This window comes from Desulfopila sp. IMCC35008 (genome assembly GCF_010646885.2).
Lineage (GTDB): Bacteria > Desulfobacterota > Desulfobulbia > Desulfobulbales > Desulfocapsaceae > Desulfopila.
Genome location: NZ_CP050700.1, coordinates 4,761,072 through 4,778,489 on the forward strand (window position 1 = coordinate 4,761,072; position 17,418 = coordinate 4,778,489).

The 17,418-nt window shown below is 47.4% G+C and carries 15 protein-coding genes and 1 pseudogene; 5 read left to right on the plus strand and 11 right to left on the minus strand.

The genetic code is table 11. The features are described 5' to 3' along the window. Positions 1-167: 167 nt before the first annotated feature. A complete protein-coding gene (locus tag GA520_RS20480; RefSeq protein WP_163337445.1) occupies positions 168-1,148 on the plus strand; it encodes a hypothetical protein in 981 nt (326 codons plus the stop codon). 257 nt (positions 1,149-1,405) lie between these two features. Here the strand turns inward: GA520_RS20480 and cydB are convergent, their stop codons facing one another. Genes cydB through GA520_RS20495 form a run of 3 tightly spaced genes read right to left on the minus strand, consistent with a single transcriptional unit; the run spans position 1,406 to position 4,316 of the window. Beyond that, positions 1,406-2,539 (minus strand): cytochrome d ubiquinol oxidase subunit II, encoded by a 1,134-nt coding sequence (cydB, locus tag GA520_RS20485; RefSeq protein ID WP_163337446.1) that lies wholly within the window; start codon positions 2,537-2,539, stop codon positions 1,406-1,408. Between the two features lies 1 nt (position 2,540). Then, positions 2,541-4,073 (minus strand): cytochrome ubiquinol oxidase subunit I, encoded by a 1,533-nt coding sequence (locus GA520_RS20490; protein ID WP_163337447.1) that lies wholly within the window; start codon positions 4,071-4,073, stop codon positions 2,541-2,543. A 12-nt stretch (positions 4,074-4,085) separates the two neighbouring features. Beyond that, a complete protein-coding gene (locus GA520_RS20495; RefSeq protein ID WP_163337448.1) occupies positions 4,086-4,316 on the minus strand; it encodes a DUF4492 domain-containing protein in 231 nt (76 codons plus the stop codon). A gap of 405 nt (positions 4,317-4,721) precedes the next feature. On the opposite strand from GA520_RS20495, the gene nhaA reads away from it, so the two are divergent. Then, a complete protein-coding gene (nhaA, locus tag GA520_RS20500; protein ID WP_163337449.1) occupies positions 4,722-6,107 on the plus strand; it encodes a Na+/H+ antiporter NhaA in 1,386 nt (461 codons plus the stop codon). Between the two features lie 130 nt (positions 6,108-6,237). Here nhaA and GA520_RS20505 read toward each other — a convergent pair whose 3' ends face one another. From GA520_RS20505 to GA520_RS20520, 5 genes and pseudogenes are all read right to left on the minus strand, one after another. Continuing rightward, the gene (locus tag GA520_RS20505; RefSeq protein WP_240910112.1) at positions 6,238-6,951 is read right to left on the minus strand and encodes an NADH-quinone oxidoreductase subunit I; all 714 of its coding nucleotides are present in this window, start codon (positions 6,949-6,951) and stop codon (positions 6,238-6,240) included. Between the two features lie 24 nt (positions 6,952-6,975). Then, a pseudogene (locus tag GA520_RS27280) lies at positions 6,976-7,179 on the minus strand (hypothetical protein); the annotation flags it as partial. An 11-nt stretch (positions 7,180-7,190) separates the two neighbouring features. Then, a complete protein-coding gene (locus GA520_RS20510) occupies positions 7,191-7,835 on the minus strand; it encodes a molecular chaperone (RefSeq protein WP_163337450.1) in 645 nt (214 codons plus the stop codon). A gap of 88 nt (positions 7,836-7,923) precedes the next feature. Next, positions 7,924-8,688, minus strand: a complete 765-nt coding sequence (locus GA520_RS20515; RefSeq protein ID WP_163337451.1) for a 4Fe-4S dicluster domain-containing protein — start codon at positions 8,686-8,688, stop codon at positions 7,924-7,926. A 19-nt stretch (positions 8,689-8,707) separates the two neighbouring features. Then, positions 8,708-11,269, minus strand: a complete 2,562-nt coding sequence (locus tag GA520_RS20520) for a molybdopterin-dependent oxidoreductase (protein ID WP_163337452.1) — start codon at positions 11,267-11,269, stop codon at positions 8,708-8,710. 812 nt (positions 11,270-12,081) lie between these two features. Here GA520_RS20520 and GA520_RS20525 point away from each other — a divergent pair. Beyond that, a complete protein-coding gene (locus GA520_RS20525) occupies positions 12,082-12,972 on the plus strand; it encodes a LysR family transcriptional regulator ArgP (protein WP_163337453.1) in 891 nt (296 codons plus the stop codon). A 186-nt stretch (positions 12,973-13,158) separates the two neighbouring features. On the opposite strand, the gene GA520_RS20530 is transcribed toward GA520_RS20525, so the two are convergent. After that, entirely contained in the window at positions 13,159-13,353 is a 195-nt protein-coding gene (locus GA520_RS20530; RefSeq protein WP_163337303.1) for a hypothetical protein, read from the minus strand. A 764-nt stretch (positions 13,354-14,117) separates the two neighbouring features. Here GA520_RS20530 and GA520_RS20535 point away from each other — a divergent pair. Next, positions 14,118-14,297: a hypothetical protein gene (locus tag GA520_RS20535; RefSeq protein ID WP_163337454.1), complete on the plus strand. Its 180-nt coding sequence runs from the start codon at positions 14,118-14,120 to the stop codon at positions 14,295-14,297. An 83-nt stretch (positions 14,298-14,380) separates the two neighbouring features. Here GA520_RS20535 and GA520_RS20540 read toward each other — a convergent pair whose 3' ends face one another. Both GA520_RS20540 and GA520_RS20545 read right to left on the minus strand, forming a co-directional pair. Beyond that, positions 14,381-15,235 carry a DUF3108 domain-containing protein gene (locus tag GA520_RS20540; protein ID WP_163337455.1) on the minus strand — a complete coding sequence of 285 codons (855 nt, stop codon included), beginning with the start codon at positions 15,233-15,235 and terminating at the stop codon, positions 14,381-14,383. Between the two features lie 127 nt (positions 15,236-15,362). Beyond that, complete coding sequence (locus GA520_RS20545) at positions 15,363-16,334, minus strand: GlxA family transcriptional regulator (protein ID WP_163337456.1); 972 nt, start codon at positions 16,332-16,334, stop codon at positions 15,363-15,365. Between the two features lie 217 nt (positions 16,335-16,551). On the opposite strand from GA520_RS20545, the gene GA520_RS20550 reads away from it, so the two are divergent. Continuing rightward, positions 16,552-17,103: a cysteine hydrolase family protein gene (locus GA520_RS20550; protein WP_163337457.1), complete on the plus strand. Its 552-nt coding sequence runs from the start codon at positions 16,552-16,554 to the stop codon at positions 17,101-17,103. Positions 17,104-17,418 lie beyond the last annotated feature (315 nt).

Below are 17,418 nucleotides of genomic sequence, written 5' to 3' on the forward strand. Positions count from 1 at the left end.
TCTAACCGTCATCAGACAGGAGCTACGTCCTGGCTTGATTCACGAAAAGGATGTTGTATTCACACACCTGGCCAGGTATCGTGCAAGGCTGAACTATTTCACGTTCCACCGAAAATGAATCTTCACCTTTTTCGGTTATGCCGCTCATTCCACCACACCTTAACACCATGTCACGATCCACCAAATCCAGATTTCAGGTTCTCACCCTCCCATTCGGCGCTCATCTGCGTTATGAATTGACAGATACAACAACCGGGGAATCTGTTTCTATCCTCCCTTTCTTAGGGGGAACCATTAACTCACTACGAGTTCAGGCTGGCACCTCACTGGTGGAAACAATCGATGGCTATTCCTCTTCTAAAGAGGCACTGGATAAGCTGGAGTCATCGTTTAAGGGCAGCAACCTGTTCCCTTTCCCAAACCGGATTGCAGGTGGCCAATACACATGGGATACTCAAGCACTTCAGCTTCCGGTCAACTTTCACCATGAAAACAACGCTATTCACGGACTTGTTTATAACAAACAGTTCACCGTAACAGAGACCAAGGAGGAAGACAGCCGATGCACTCTCACAGTGAGCTTCGAGGCAAACGGAAGGGATAAAGGTTTTCCATTTTCCTATACCCTCAGCCACGAATACAGCCTTGATTGGCAGGAAGGATTTTGCTGTAGAACCCGAATCAATAATAACTCTAAAACACCCATGCCCGCCGGACACGGTTGGCATCCCTATTTTACCGCCGGAGCAGATCGAATAGACGAACTTCTCTTTAGTTTTCCCGCCCATGACATACTGGAAGTCAACGAGGTGAATATCCCCACCGGCAGAACTTTTCCCTACGATAATTTTGGTTCACCCGTCCCGGTTGCCGACACAAGACTCGATAGCTGTTTTCTCCTGGAAGATACGAATAGACACGCAACTGTTCTGCTACAGAATACCCGAATCAACCTTACCCTCAGACTCTGGCAGGAAACCGGCCCCGGTAAATACAATTACCTGCAGGTTTACACCCCTCCTCATCGTAAGTCGATCGCCATTGAACCGATGACCTGCGCCCCCAATGCCTTGAACAACAAGAAAGGGCTTATCACCATCCCTTCTGGCGAGAGCGTGACTTTTTCATGGGGGATTAAGACTGGATAAGAGATGGTACACCCATGTTTTCAGACAAAACACTGACCAAGACAACACCGATTAAACTGTTGTTTGCAAACAGCAAAGGGGTTGCCCGCATATGCCGGCAACCCCTAAAAGTTTAGCTTGATTATGTTTTTTGGGAAAACCTACAACTCCCCAGCCTTCTCGAGAGCTTTATGCGAGAACTTCAGGGAAAAGATGATCACGGCAACCCATGCTATTAGTAAAAATGTTATCATTTCAAATACCTCTTTAAGCAATTATTAGTACGCCTTCCCACCTGTCACATCCGCAACACTCACCTTACGGCGATTCATTGCCCACCAAACCCAAACGATGTAAGCGAGTACCAGGGGGATAAAAAATGCCACATAGGTCATGACGGTCAGGGTGAAATGGCTCGAAGACGCGTTGTAGATCGTCAGGCTCGACTGCAGGTCAACCTTGGACGGGTAAAACGACGTATTGTTGAATGCGGCCAGGAAGAAAACTGCCAGTCCAACCAACACGGTCCCGAGACCGCCGAACCAGATACCCTTGGTCGATTCCTTGAAACTTGTCAGTGCGACACCACCCACAACAAGGACCAACCCGCCAAGCAGAAAACCAAGCACGATTGGCATAGCCAGCAAATTCTGCAGGTACTTACCAGAGACCATGGAAACAGTACCTTCTGCATCCACGCCGAAACCGTCCATCAACAACAGGCTTCCAAGTACATAAAGCAGAAATGGCAGGGCACAGATCAGGTTGGTGAGACACGCCTTACGCATTCTTGCCTCAAACTCCGGAAGGCCACTGAAATCGACATTATTTATCAGGTACATGGAGCCCAGCACCCTGGCATTGAACACCAGGAAGAGGCCCATGGAAAGATTGAACAGGGAGAGCGCCGCTTCAAGACCGCGATACGGTGTCGTCCAGGATACCTGATTATAATCGTTGAGGGTGAAATTCGATCCGGAGAAAAATGTTCCCACCGCCGCACCAATCAGCAGAATACCTACTGACCCGTTAATGAACATGAACAGTTCGTACGTCCGCGCACCAAGGAAGTTACCCGGTTTCTTGCGATATTCATAACTGACCGCCTGGACGATAAAGGTAAAAAGAATCAACATCCATACCCAGTATGCCCCTCCAAAACTGGTGGCATAAAATTTGGGAAACGCAGCGAACAACGCCCCACCAAAGAGCACCAAAGTCGTAAAGGTGAGCTCCCATTTCATGCCCAGGGAGTTAATGACCAGTGATTTTTCTGTTTCGTTCTTCGCCACCTGCCAGAGAAGCGTCTGTCCACCCTGGACAAAGGTAAGGAAGAGGAAGAGCGATCCGACCACAGAGGCCAGAATCCACCATATCTGCTGCAACATTGCAGTGTCAAGGCTACCTATCATATTATACGCCCTCCGGTCCTTTTTTGATCTGTTTCAGCATAATTCCGATCTCAGCGATCAGCAGCAGGGTAAAAACGGCCAGGAACATGAAAAAAGTGATCTGGACATTACTCGCGGCGATATTGGTTGTCGCAACATGCACGGGTAGCAGGTCCTGGATAGCCCAGGGCTGTCGACCCATCTCGGCAACCACCCAACCAGCCTGGGAGGCAACAAGAGCGAGGAAAAACATGGGAACCCCAAGAACCAGCAACCATTTTTTCTCCGTAAGCGTCCCTTTTATCCCATAGTAGAGGTTCAGGATAAAGACCACACCAAAAAGGGTTCCGAGAAATACCATGACATGAAAGGCGTAAAAGGTGAGTCCGACATGCGGCACGGTATCCTCAGGTTTTTCCAGATAACCGTAACCAAGATATTCCTGGTTCATCCTGAATTTTTCAAGAGCAGCTGCAGCAGCAGTATCATCCTTCGCCTTTTTTGCCTCTTTATAGGCTGCAAGGTCAGTCACTGCAAGCTTGCCGAGTTCCATCTTGTCTGCTACGGGCATGATCCCATGTTCTTCGTTACCGTAGACCAGGTCGTTGATACCAGGTACAAAGGAGCCGAATGAACGATTGGCAAGCAAGGAGAGCATGCCAGGAATCTTGAACTCAAACATAAACGGCTCCTGATCATCACCAGGTTTTTTATCCTTATTAAGAACACCGAAGGCAACAATACCGGCGTTATTCTCGCCATCCCACAGCCCCTCATAAGCAGCCAGTTTCATCGGCTGGGTATGGGCATTGGTATAGGCGGATTCATCACCGTTGAAAGCCACATATACTGTCGACAGCAAACCAAATACGGAGGCCACGATAATTGACTTCCGGGCCATATCCACATGCCGCCTTTTGAGCAGATACCACGACGAGATGGTGATGACAAAAAGGGAGCCGACCATAAAGCTGGAGCTTGTAGCATGGGTGAATTTTGAGATCGCCACGGGCGAGAAAAGCACTTCCCAGAAGTTCTGCATCTCAAAGCGCGCACTGTCCGGATTGAAAGCCATGCCGGTGGGGAAATTCATCCAGCCGTTGGCAACAAGAATCCAGAGAGCGGAGAGGTTAGAGCCGATGGCAACCATCCAGGTGGAAAAGAGGTGAAAACCCTGCGAGACACGATCCCAACCAAAAAACATAACTGCAAAGAAGGTCGCTTCAAGAAAAAATGCTACAATCCCCTCGATTGCCAGTGGTGCCCCGAAGATATCCCCGACCATCCATGAGTAATTGGACCAGTTGGTTCCGAATTCAAACTCCAGGATGATACCAGTGGCAACTCCGATCGCAAAGTTAATACCAAACAGTGTCATCCAGAATTTTGTTATGGATTTCCACTCTTCCCTGCCTGTTTTCACATAGAGCGTCTCAAAAAAGGCACAGAGAAACGAAAGTCCCAGTGTCAGTGGGACAAAGATCCAGTGATACATTGCAGTCAGTGCAAATTGCGCCCGTGCCCAATTCACCATGACCAAATCAGCCTCAAACATAAACCTCCCTCCTTAATTATTGTTTGCTGCAGAACCGGTTATCTGTTCAATAACGTGATCGGCCCTCTGTTCATCTGTTTCAAAATTCGTATTCAGGTAATTCGGGAAAAAAAACAGCTTGAAGATACCGAACATCACCAACAGTTTAATCAAAATAATTTTCCATAGGGTCTTGCCAAGGGTCATTCGTTTAAAACCATCGAGATAAAACCTGTAAATTCGTACGGGATATGTATGGAGCATACGCCACCTCCTGTCAGGGACCACCTGCTAACAGTGCCCTCGTTCTTGTACCCGAAATAGATCCAAACCGTTACCCAACGGTAATAACAACCTCAAACTGGATGGCCAAGTATAGGATGATACACATCTTCTGTCAATAATAATTATTATTCACATGTAAGCGTGTATTTGATGTCATTCAAAGTTGTTATTAAAAAGAATTTGTCCTAGTTTATCGTTTATTTTTTAACAAGGGAAGGATCAATATCCATGAAATGAGGTTCTTTGTGAATTCACAAGCCCACAAAGCCCCATAAAGAGTGTCAAAAGGTATTGCACCGACGATTCGTTTTCGATAGGTTTACTTTCACACTCCATACAAAAGTCAGACACACCACTCTCGTATCACCTTGAGGAGCATTTTTGATGAGCACAGAACTGCAGCCGGGTTGTCAGATCAATCCCGATAAATATCCACTCGCCAAGACATTTAAGAGAGCTGTCACACCTATCGAGGACTTCGTCCATAAGGAGACCTCATCGGGTATCCTGCTTATGGCCTGTGCCGTTGCGGCCATCGTCATCGCCAACAGCCCGCTGTTTCCACTCTACGACAGGATACTGCACACCGAGGTCACCATCGGCGGTGGCTCATTCTCCATGTCACACTCCCTTCACCACTGGATCAATGACGGGCTCATGGTACTCTTCTTTTTTGTGGTAGGGCTGGAGGTGAAACGCGAAATCCTCATTGGCGAGCTCTCGGATATTCGACAGGCACTGCTGCCGATCAGTGCCGCCATAGGAGGAATGCTCCTTCCCGCGCTCTGCTATTTCATGCTGAACAACTCAGGGGATGCGGCTCGTGGTTGGGGGATACCCATGGCAACCGATATCGCTTTTGCCCTCGGTGTTATCGCTTTGCTCGGTAAACGGATACCTCAACCGGTTATACCGTTTCTACTCGCCTTAGCCATCGTCGACGACCTCGGGGCGGTGCTTATCATCGCCGTTTTTTATACAGAAACGATCCATATGGGAGCACTCATGGCGGCAGGTGGCTGCGTCTTTTTGCTCATCGCCCTGAACATGTCCGGCAGCCGAAGGCCCCTTCCTTATGTAATAGTAGGCTTCCTACTCTGGATTGCCATGATGAAGTCAGGTGTCCACGCCACCCTGGCAGGTGTACTGACCGCTCTTGCAATTCCCGCCAGCTCTACCTGTGATGCCACCGTATTCACAGAACGGATGACCATGCTTACCCGGGACTTTATAGACCAGATCTCCCTGGAGGAAAGGGCCACCCCGGAGCTGAACATCCTCAGAAACTCCCAGAAACAGCTGATCCTGAGCGCCTATGAGGATACCATCCACAAGATGGAAAGTCCCCTGCAACGCATGGAGGAAGGACTCCATATCTGGGTCTCTTTTTTGATCGTACCGATATTCGCCCTGGCAAATGCCGGAATCCCGATTGCCTTTGGTGAAATAGGATCTATCCTGCAGCATCCGGTAACGCTGGGCATCATGCTGGGATTGATTGGCGGCAAGACTGTCGGTATCTTCCTTTTCTCCTGGGCTGTCACGGCAACCGGCATGAGCAAGCTACCGGCCGGTATGGAGCTCAAACATGTAGCTGGTGTCTCAATGCTGGCCGGTATCGGTTTCACCATGTCAATTTTTATCGGCTCACTGGCCTTTGCCCACCAACCCGAACTGCTCCTGAACGCCAAGATTGGTATTGTCATGGCATCACTTGTTGCAGGAATCGGCGGCTATCTCTGGCTGAGGAAAACAACAAAGCCGGTATGAAAACGAGATGAAGTGATCCTATCAAATCGACCGGCAACTGAAAATCCAGTGCCGGTCAATATTCCATGCCCTGCAAAGACAATCCCATGATCATCTTGATTTCAAGATAAATAGCTGAGGAAAATTCAAACTACAGATGGCTCATCGAAATAGCGTTAATCTTGCAAAATTCAACACATAAACCACAGCCACTACAATCCAACATCTCAAATTTGAGTCGTTTACCCTTACCGGAGCCTTCAATTTTTATGGCCCCTGTTGGGCAGATCCCTTTACACAAGGGGCAACAGTTGCATTCTTCGGTGAGCGAAATCGTGCTACTGAATAAGTGAATAATCTTTGTCCGAGAATCCCTGTCCAGGTTGGTAACTATTTTTCGTATCAATTCTGTTTTAAAAGGTATTCTGCGGCTCTTTTTCAGTCCATCACCAAGGTGGTCAGAAGTGAACGGGAAGGTATCTTGTGAAATGCCAACGGCAATTTCCCGTAATTTTTTCAGGTAAGACCTTCGATCCATTTCATGATGTACTAATTGTTCCTTTTTTTCACTTAACATCACTGCTGAAGGACGGAGGTCTTCAAGGGCTTCTAAAAGCTGTTTACACTCGATCCTAAAGGCTTTTGAGACATCTTCATTGCAGCATCCGTTACAGCCACTCAACCGAAAGGTTATGGATCTACACCCGCTGAGAACAAAAGCTGTCAGGAGCTGCTTCGATACAATGCCAACACAGGGAATGGTAATTTCATCAGAACAACTCTGTTTTTGACGCATGCAGGAAATGACAACATCCTTACCTGCCCGAAGTGACACAAGCAGTTCTTCTATGTCATGATCACCCACTAGGGCATCCTGTGGGCAAACAGCAACACAGGACATACAACCCGTACATTGAGATGCATTACAATGAATTTTAGCGCCAATGACAGTCATTGCACCAGTGGGGCAACTCTGCACACACTTTTGGCATTGATTGGAATTGAGTCTTGACCGGAGACATCTTTTAACTAAAAATGTTGGCTGAGCGGATGGTTCTGAAAGAGAGTTGTTAAGGAATGTGAGTGGGCCCATACAACATTCTCCTACACGAGATTCCCTTCATATTCCTTGCTATATAGCTGTTTGCAAGATCGAAGGAATTGCTCAAGACAAGCTGATAAATGTATATAGAATCCGTTATCGGTTCCCTGCCGGATTGCCTCACAAAAATCTACCGCCCATGGCATCAAGGCATTAAAGAAAAAAGCTTTCTGCTTCTCCCGAAACAGGCAGGACTCTTCATCCTTGCCTTCTCTTGCAGATGCTGCTTCCTTGGCACACAGGTAATACATGAATTCAAGTTCAATGGCGATATGATCCGGCGGCTCTTTTATGTCAACTGAGACGCCAGCATCTTGATAAAGCCGAGCCACATTTATAGTCGAGCCTCCCATAACTGTACGCTTCTTCTCAATATAGACAGAGCCATACGGCGCAGCAGTTAACTCAAATGGCCCCACAAAAAGCACCGCGTGGTCAACGCTCAATTTTTCCTGACCCAACGTCTTGAGAGAACTCTGCATTTCTCTGGCCGCTGCAACACCGTCTGGCGATTGTCGTTGCAATAGATGCTCGAGCTTTTCCGTTAGTTCTTCTTCAAGAAAGAGTTGTTTATCTGGCTCATAAAAACAGGCCGCCAAGAGCTTAAAGCAATCACCCCGCTGTACCGTTTCTTCAATTTCTTTCATTTCCGATTGTTCTCCCATGAGCGACAATGCGCTTTCTTTTAAGTCAAAGCAAGATAAAAGAAAGCGCATCTTCTGCTAGAAATGGTGGTTAGCGGGCCCCATACTCTCGAATATAGTAAACATTCGGAGAGGTGCCTTCGTCTTCTTTCAGGACAAAGGCCTTATGTTTCCTGAGCAGCTTGTACACTTCACTTTCAGGATTATCAACATCCCCAACGACCCGTGCGCCAGCAGGGCATGAGACAACGCAAAAGGGTTGTTTATTGACCTCAAGCCGGTGGGCACAGAGAATACATTTTTCAACAATGTTATCTCTTCTGACACTTTCGTACTCCGGATATGAATAGCGTGTCTCATGTGGAGGTGTGGCACCGGCAAGTTGTGCCTGTTCGGCTGCAGATGTTGTACACCCTTTTATTAATGCTGTTTTATCTGAGTAGAAGGGGTGAGTCGCCTCCCCCTCTTCATTATAGCTGATAACACTGTATTCCCCTTTAGAACCGTCCGTACGGACCTCTTCCATACTGTACGGACAAGCTTGCTGGCATGCACGACAACCAATACAACGTTCGTCATTATGCATAGTGATGCCCTCCGGGGTTTTAAACATGGCCTTTGGCTCAACCGGACAGGCCTCAACACACGGGGCATCGCTACAATGATTACACAGAACCGGCAGCGTTCGGTAGGTCGTATTCGGAAAGGTACCTGATGTTTCATGAATAAAATCTGCCCAGTTGTGGGTCTGACCATTTTCCCTGAGGGCGGTATTGTTCTCCGTCTTGCAGGCAAGACCACATGCTCCGCAACCAACACATTTTCGTAAATCTATTACCATGGCATATTGCGTCATTATTGTATCCTCCTATGAGCTATATCTTCTCGACACGCACTGCTGCATGCCCACCGTTTCGTGCGTTAGATCCGGATAGCCGTTCCAGTTCCCATGGAATTATGGAGTTATTGTTAACGCCTCGAGGCTCAGCTTTGGCAAAATCAACAGTCGCTGTTCTGCCATAGGCCCAATGCCCCTGGCCGTAGGATTTACTCACGGTTCCGGGACGTACCCCTTCCCATAACCTGGCAACACACTCGCCACTTGCAGCTACAGATGAGAGACGGACCCTGTCTCCATCTTTGATTCCATATTTAGCTGCATCGAGTGGATTGATTCGAAGGGTGTCCTGCCCCCCGACATCACCGGGGTCAACATGCTTGAATTCGTAATACCAGGGACAGTTGGCACTACGTCCTTCCCTATTCAATCTGGATTTATAGTCGATAAAGACAAGAGGATACTCTTTGACACTTCCGTGACGGAGCGGTGGTTCATAGTGAGGAACAAAGGCCAGCTCTCCTTTTGCTGTATAGTTTGCCTTTTCAAGCACCGTATTCACATCAACATTATGCTTTTTCGCATGTGATTTGAGGGCTTTTTTCAAGGTTTCGCTATAGAATTCAAACTTTTTGCTCGCTGTTTTAAATTTTCCTCCCCAATGGGACTTGTACTTATACGCTTCGGAATTCCACATCCCGCGTTTCAGCATCTCGTCCCAACCATTGATTTTATCTCCATGGCTATCTTTTTTGCCATCCCATAGCGGGCTGGTGTAGTACTTCAACGCAAACAGGGTGAACTCCTTGCTATCAGCAGGTTTCTTCCCGGTTTCAGGATCGGAGTACATTTCAACCAGACAATCGTACAGGTTTGAAAAACCACGATCCTTTAACTTCTCAGCAATGAGGAAGGGGAATTCCGTTTCATCAACGATTACGTCCCAGACCGGATCTACAACCGGTTGCAGCAGCGTACAGGTGGCGTATCGATTTGCCTTAGTTTTAACGAAGCCGTATCTCTCATATTTATTCACAGTACAAGGCAGGACGATATCTGCGAACATGGAAAACTCGGAAGCGTTTGTGGATAAATGTACCGTAAAGGGGACACTGGCAAGAGCCTTCTCCCAACGGTCAGTTCCGTTACAGGAGAACACGAAGTTATTCATGTAGCCGACCAGCACTTTTATGTCATAGGGGTCTTTGTTGAGGATACCGGTAGCGGCATTGTTGGTTGAAACGCCTCCGCCTGATTTACCTTTTGCTATGACAGGAAGTTCAAGCCGCCCACGCTGGTCAATCTTCTCTAGCTTTGTATGTTTTTTGGCGAGATCATCCTGATGTTTTTTCAGGATATCTTTGTTTAATTTATTGACGGGTATTTTAGCGGTCTGCAGTGAACCGCCTTCGTTATCAATGCCGCCAACCAGACCGCCAAGCGCATGTACAGCCATCGCTGAATAGCCACCTCGGACATGCATGGCTGCGCCGGGCCCCATCCAGACACAGACGTTCGGGGCAGCTTTTGCCATTCCACGTGCAACCCGGACAATCTGCTCCTGATCGACACCACTCAGTTTGGCAGCTTGGGCCGGAGTCATGTCTTTAACGGCCACATTCCACCATTTAACAACCCCGTGGGTCTCCTTCTCCATAAACTCAGCTTCGCTAACCTTCCTGCCTGGCTTAAAGCGGTTAACACCATCCTTAAAATCACCTACAAAGTCCTTATACCAGAGCCCTTCAGAAAGGATCACATGCGCAATCCCAAGAGCAAGAGCACCATCGCTTCCCGGTTGCAAGGGTAACCACTCATTGGCTTTTGCTGCACTGGTGGTAAGACGGGGATCAACGGCTGCAACCGTTGCCCGGTCAAGGGCATCACCGAGACGTTGAATAGCTGCCGGAACCATCCTGTTACTGGCCACAGGGTCACAGCCCCAGATGAGGATATATCTTGCCTTATCAAGATCGTAGTCCCTATAATCCCAGTAGCCCTCTGTATAGTAAGCGCCAAATTTTTCTGCTTCCGCACAAGTAGAACTATGGGAAATGTTATTTGGAGAGCCGAAAACCTTGGGCATAACATCATAAATGACATCCCTTAGGTAGGTATAGCGGCCGCGCATAAGACAGTATTTCTCAGGTTCGCCAGCCTCGCGAATTTCCATCATCTTGTCGGCAATTGTATTCAGGGCTTCATCCCAGCTGATCGGCACGAACTTTGGGTCAACGCCCCTGCCCTTTTGGGGGTTTGTTCGTTTCATTGGGACTTTAATCCGATCCGGATCATAGAGTTGCTGTAATGAAAGGTGACCACGGGGACAGACGCTGCCTTCGTTTTGTTTTGAATAACGGTTTCCCCGAACCTTGACCGCTCTACCATCCTGCACAAAAATCTCGACAGGACACCACGTCGTACATCCCTGGCATGTTGACGGTTTCCACTCCCCAGCATGCTCACCTATTTTGGTGCCCGTTGCTTTAGAGGCGAGACCGTTCATACTTGGATCTTTAGTGCTGGCGCAACCGTTTAGTGCAACAGATGCCCCTGCAACTGCCGACAATTTCAGAAATTCCCTTCTTTTAATCTTCATACACCCTCCATGAGTTTAAGGTATAAATGACGATAAAAAAGCCAATTGCCACGCTGTAGTATAGCACCAAAAAATAACCGGAACCAATATTATATATCATTATCAATCATGCATCCATGGCGCACGCTTGCCAATGATGCTGATATCCTGGATTATATCAAAAACTCACCATATAAAAAAAGGCCAAAACTTTTTGAGGAGTTGAGGTAAAGACAGACTCAACCTGATTCCCCCTGAATCTCAGGTTCATTGGCCAGCCAGAAGAGGTTGGAAGCGCCAGGTTCACAGGTTCCTGTAACCTGGACGGCCACGGTCAAGCTCCCAGGTACGGGTTTATGGTGTCCCGTGAAGTGGGTGGTCACGGTCTCGGATTCATTGCTGAGCACCAGGGGGAGAAGAAGTATCTTGAACAGTATTACGACATCGAAACCTTTCGCTCCAGCATTTGATTTTCTTGGCTTCTACCTTGCTTTATCAAGTATAGGTCTAAAGACTTCCCAATCTATTGCTTTTTCAATCTGTCGTATATGAGGCTCCTGTCGTTGAAGTTACCACTTGCCTCAATATCAACCCATACCACTGCAATTACACTACATTTTGACACAATATATACATTTTTGAGGTGGTTATTTTTCAAGTCACATAATGCCTGATAGCTCTCACGCCCCTCCCCCATTTACTTATTGTAGAGGTGTCGGAATCATTATTCGCCTCTTACGCAGAATGTCAGCGATAAGAACAAGATAAGGTGAAACCAAAAAGAAGTAAATTTGCTCGTTTTAATACTGCATTAGTTTTGCTAAACTAGAAGCATGCTCGATTACAAACTCATTGAAGCCTTGGCCATGGTTGCCAGGGAGGGTAGGTTCGACAAGGCCGCCAAAACATTATTTATCACCCAGTCTGCGGTTTCCCAACGTATTAAATTGCTGGAAGAGCAGATGGGACAGGTCTTGATAGCGCGTACCACACCTCCCAGAGTAACACCAGCAGGTCGGAAACTTCTCAAACACTACCTCCAGGTCAAGAGACTTGAAGACGACCTGATAAGTGAGGTTGGCAGAACAGACAACCAGGAATTTGCGTCTATCGCGGTTGGAATCAACGCCGACAGCCTCGCCCTGTGGCTGCTGGATGCAATTCACCCATTTTTACTTGATAACAAGGTGTTACTTGATGTGCGGGTTGACGACCAGGAACAAACCCATCGCCTCCTGAAGGATGGTGAGGTTATGGGTTGCATCAGTACCCAGGAACACCCTATGCAGGGGTGCCATGTCGAATATCTCGGGCAGATGAATTACCATATGATGGCGTCACCTGAGTTTGCAGCCCAATGGTTCCCCGACGGACTGACCCTCGAGAATGTCCGCCGCGCCCCGGCTCTTATCTTTGATAGAAAAGATGACTTGCATCAGAAATTCCTCATGAAAGCCCTTGAAGAAATACCAGCTTCATTTCCGAGTCACTTTATTCCATCCGTTGAGAGATATGCTGAGTTTGTCGCTCTGGGTATTGCCTACGGCATGCTGCCTGACCAGCAACGTTCGCCCTTCATACGCAATGGCCAGCTCATCGACCTCAGGCCCGACTGCCATGTACCGGTGAAGCTCTACTGGCACTGCTGGAGCCTGAAATCAAAACTGCTTACCCAATTTACCCGGCAACTCACCTCCCGGGCAAAGATATTACTTGGTGAATAAACGTAGGTCTGTAAAAGAGTTGCCAACCCTGCCCCACCAGCACAGTGTCTTCTGGCTTTGATTTGAACGAGGCGTGTCATGAGTACTACTTGGATTTTACAACTTTTCCATCAACGACCAGCGATTAGTGTGGGGCAGGAAGGGGTGGTGCCAACCCGCCCCTTCTGTATCTTTGACAAAAAGCAGTTAGAGGTTTGGATCAATATTACCCGGCCCCCCGCAATCCGGGGTGTAGCAGGAAACATCCTTGAATGCACACTTCTCCTTGCAACTCGGGCAGATATCGGGTGGATTCGGAACCTGTATGGTGTTCCCGCATTCAAGGCACTTCCAGAACGGATCCATATTTACGGTTTCGTTTTTCTGTGTGTTTTCGGCCATGATTTCTCCATTTAAGTATTGATATTTAAGCATCAACATCAGCCGTTGCAGTCCTCAAACCTGGTTCGTTCCCATCCTAAAAATGTCCTTGTGGTCAATATCTTCGTTATGCTCAAAATTTTATCCTCCGGTACGTGAGGAATGAGACTCCGAGATATCAATTATATGCCTGCAATAAATTCTTTCACGGGCCTCAATCTTGACCAGATAAGCGTAGACTGCGAAACTCCTCGTTTTAGGATGGGAACTGGTTAAGCACTAATCGCTCCGTTTATAGAACTATATGATTTGATTCTTGAGATACAAGTTCCCCAGGAAACATACATAGAGATATTGACTGAAAGAGTGGATTGCAAGAGAGGTTTCCCTCATTATTTTCATCACCTCGTATTCCGGATGATCCTGTCTGCCCACTACTTTATGCACGTAATTCATTAAATTTCCGAACAATTAACAATTAATCCGAGTATATACCCATTACTCACTCGTTAAAAGACAAAACCTATCAAGCCCCAGTGCACCTTAATCGCTTCTCTGAAGCAGTGACTGCCCCCGGACAGATTCCATATTTTTTTGTATCCACAGTTCTTCCACATTCATTCCATCTTTCTTGCTCATTTGTCATTTACCTTATCCGTAATGCTTCACATCATATGAAGTATTTAATCAGGTTCCCCGGCACTCCCTCCCCCTCCCCTCATTCTATAAAAGTGCCGGGGAGCTTGTCTCAGACAATCCAAGCTTAAAGGTGGCAGGAGGAAAACATGAAACAGCGATTACAAGTAATAGTGGAAAAATGGAAATTAGCGATTCTGGTGCTGGGACATCTTTTTGCAACGCTGGCCTTGAGCAGAAGGATTGTCAGGCGGGCACGACCTGTTTTTTATGTGGCAGACGGCCTGCTGGCTTGCTGTGCTTTTGTCACCGCGTTATGGATTGTATAATCAATCAGGTAACCAGACCGGAACATTTCGAAAAAAGAACGACAAGACTGAAGCCATTCAGTGATCACGCAAAACCTGAAAAGCTAGTGGCCGGGTAAAGGAGTGAATTTTCTCATACGAGCCACTAACTTTCCCACATTGGCCTTGCCTTTGATCATCAATATTTCCCGCCGCTCATCCCTGGAGAGCAAAACTTCATAACCGGCCAATCTTGTCTCAAAGGGTTCAGTCAGCGTTGTCACCTGGGGACGAATAACCCACACATCCCGCTTGACACCGTCAGTTGCCAAGCGGGATGTTTCATTGCATAGCAACTTCAGCTCGTATGTTTTTTTCCCGGTGAAAACATGGAAGATTTCGGCCATGCCAACCTCCCAATCGAGGGCCCGAACCAGAAACAGCGTGGAAAACGGGTCCAGGATGAAACTGTCAGACTCCAGGGAATACTCCTTTACTGTAGACTCTTCACCTGCTTTGAGATCCTGCTGTGAAACTATAACTTTTTTCTCACTGGGAAACATCATAGAGACATCCCTGATTTTCGTCCCCGAACGTTGCTTAATGGTTGCAGAGAGTGGTCGTATAGGATCGGGTTGCATTTTCACCTCTCCCTTGTATTGAACCTTGTACAGGGAGGATATTGCTTTACGGGTTTTACCTTTTACTTCAATTGTATACGTATCACCATCAGGTACCGTCTTGATAGTAACTTTTCCAACCCGCATTCCGTTAATGAAGACATCATAGTAGTACACTCCAGGTTCCGGTTGAAACTCTGGCAAGAGTGAAAGATCTGCGGTGCTCGATCTGGTGGAAGAGTCAGCATGAACAAGTGTGGGAATGCCTAGGCAATGGAGTATGAGGGTAATAAGGAATAGGCAGGAGCAGAAAACAACTTTTAAGCCAGAAGGGACACATATCCTCTGACCGGTGTTCATTGTCGATCCTCTTCCGTGGCACATGTCTCCTCCGTCTGCGCTCTCTGGTTGGTGGTACTATGCTATCCTCATTGTAATCGCGGCTTGAAATCAAGTGGTAACAACAAAAATCATATCGAAAGCAGTATCACCTTTCCTGCAGTTGTCGCCCTCTGACGCCAAACCTCTGCCTGTAGGCAGATGGGGTGTTCCCCATAATCCGCTTAAAGAGTTTCCTGAAAGCGCTGTAGTCATTGTACCCTACTTTCTCCGCGACAGACTCAACACTCATGTCTGTGGTTTCGAGCAGGACTTGAGCTGCTTCCATTCTCACCTGCTGCACATATAAGCTTGGTGACGTCCCTGTTGCCAGACGAAAACGTCTCTGGAACGTTCGCTCTCCAAGGCCGACCTCGCTTGCTATTTCTCCAATGACAATTGAGGTCTTGTATTTTTCTTCAATAACTGTCTGTGCCTTAAGTATAGCGGTATCATTATGGTTTTTCTGAAACCCGCCCATACCGTACGGGGTCTGATGTTCACGGTGGGGGTCCATCAACAGGATCTTTGCACATGTCCTGGAAACCTCTCTTCCAGCATAGCGGGTCACCAGATACAGGGCCAGATCCATCCAGGCAGAAACCCCTCCACAGCATATATAATCGCCGCAATCGACGAGCAATCTCTGCACCTGCAGGTTCACAGCCGGATAACGACGCCGGAACATATCAGCAAGATTCCAGTGCGTCGTAGCCTCTCGCCCATCCAGCATGCCAGTCTCTGCAAGCAGAAACGAACCCGCACAAACAGTAGCAACCTGTCCGCCAGACCCGTGGTGATCAGCCAACCACTCAACAATCTTCTTCATGTTCAGGGCCTCCCCAAGAGAGTCCATGAGAGGCGGTAGAATCATTATATCCGGTTGAGCATCATCAAGCGAACCTTCCGATGCGATGGTGCTACCCGTATAGCTTGCAACCGGATCTCCGTCCACCGTGAAAACCCTGGTCGTGAACAGCTCTGACTCTGCAAGAGAATTTGCCAGCACCAGTATTTCGATTACACCATACACCGCTGATGCAAGACAACCCGAAAGGGCAAGCACACCTACCTGAATCATTATTTCATTCCCACCCGGTGTCGCATTTTGCCCGCTTTATGTCCAACTCGCCACTTATCACGCATAAGCGAACTGTATATATTCTTCGCGTATACCCTGAGAACAGATGATAGCGCAATCGACTGTAAAATACAAAAACCGTTTCATGCATTACTGCCGGCACGAACAGCAGTAGCGTGATAAACAAATCAGATGATTCAGCCAAAGGAGATTGAGCATGAAAAAAACAGCACTGATCATTGTAGACATCCAGAACGACTATTTCCCCGGCGGACGTTTTGAACAGGAAGGTGCCAATGCCGCTGCTGAAAAAGCATCAAACGCTCTAACTGCATTCAGAGAACAGGCACTGCCCGTTATCCATATCCACCATGAAAGTTTGCAGGAAGGAGCAGGTTTTTTCCTGCCGGGTACCCAAGGGGCGGAAATCCACAGTTCAGTGGCACCTGTTGACGGGGAGATAGTTATCCTGAAACATTTTCCAAACAGTTTTCGAGAAACAGAACTTGAAAAAGAACTCCGTTCTCAGAGTATCGAAAGAGTTGTAATAACAGGAATGATGACACTCATGTGCATTGACGCAACTACTCGTGCAGCAAGTGATCTCGGATTTGAAGTGACAGTCCTCCATGACGCCTGCGCCGCGCGTTCATTAGAATTCAACGGTATAACAGTTCCCGCTGCTCACGTTCACGCTGCTTTTCTGGCAGCACTCAATATGACTTACGCAGAGGTAACCGACACAACATCGTTTCTCCAAACGAAATAGTTTTTTGATCAGATCATACGACCTGAACAGGTAAGATTTCTGACACACCAGACGGGACAGGGTCAACCGGACAACGCCTAACTCACCACGTGAGTATGGTCCGTTTTGAAACCTTGTTCCCGGATTTTTTAACCTTTTCTGCAGAGTATTATGAAAATAACTTTCCACTATGATACGCTTCTTGCTCAAGACGTCTATTATGAAAGGGAAAACTAATAAATAGACCATTCAAAAAGATGCGTACATCGTATATCGTATCGCATTTGCTCCTTTTTTCATTGACATGCTGTCCTGTATATTCTATTTTCGAACCCC

Coding starts and splice junctions, on each gene's coding strand:
- GA520_RS20480 (WP_163337445.1), top strand. CDS start 168: ATGTCACGATCCACCAAATCCAGATTTCAGGTTCTCACCCTCCCATTC.
- cydB (WP_163337446.1), bottom strand. CDS start 2,539: ATGATAGGTAGCCTTGACACTGCAATGTTGCAGCAGATATGGTGGATT.
- GA520_RS20490 (WP_163337447.1), bottom strand. CDS start 4,073: ATGTTTGAGGCTGATTTGGTCATGGTGAATTGGGCACGGGCGCAATTT.
- GA520_RS20495 (WP_163337448.1), bottom strand. CDS start 4,316: ATGCTCCATACATATCCCGTACGAATTTACAGGTTTTATCTCGATGGT.
- nhaA (WP_163337449.1), top strand. CDS start 4,722: ATGAGCACAGAACTGCAGCCGGGTTGTCAGATCAATCCCGATAAATAT.
- GA520_RS20510 (WP_163337450.1), bottom strand. CDS start 7,835: ATGAAAGAAATTGAAGAAACGGTACAGCGGGGTGATTGCTTTAAGCTC.
- GA520_RS20515 (WP_163337451.1), bottom strand. CDS start 8,688: ATGACGCAATATGCCATGGTAATAGATTTACGAAAATGTGTTGGTTGC.
- GA520_RS20520 (WP_163337452.1), bottom strand. CDS start 11,269: ATGAAGATTAAAAGAAGGGAATTTCTGAAATTGTCGGCAGTTGCAGGG.
- GA520_RS20525 (WP_163337453.1), top strand. CDS start 12,082: ATGCTCGATTACAAACTCATTGAAGCCTTGGCCATGGTTGCCAGGGAG.
- GA520_RS20530 (WP_163337303.1), bottom strand. CDS start 13,353: ATGGCCGAAAACACACAGAAAAACGAAACCGTAAATATGGATCCGTTC.
- GA520_RS20535 (WP_163337454.1), top strand. CDS start 14,118: ATGAAACAGCGATTACAAGTAATAGTGGAAAAATGGAAATTAGCGATT.
- GA520_RS20540 (WP_163337455.1), bottom strand. CDS start 15,235: ATGAACACCGGTCAGAGGATATGTGTCCCTTCTGGCTTAAAAGTTGTT.
- GA520_RS20545 (WP_163337456.1), bottom strand. CDS start 16,334: ATGATTCAGGTAGGTGTGCTTGCCCTTTCGGGTTGTCTTGCATCAGCG.
- GA520_RS20550 (WP_163337457.1), top strand. CDS start 16,552: ATGAAAAAAACAGCACTGATCATTGTAGACATCCAGAACGACTATTTC.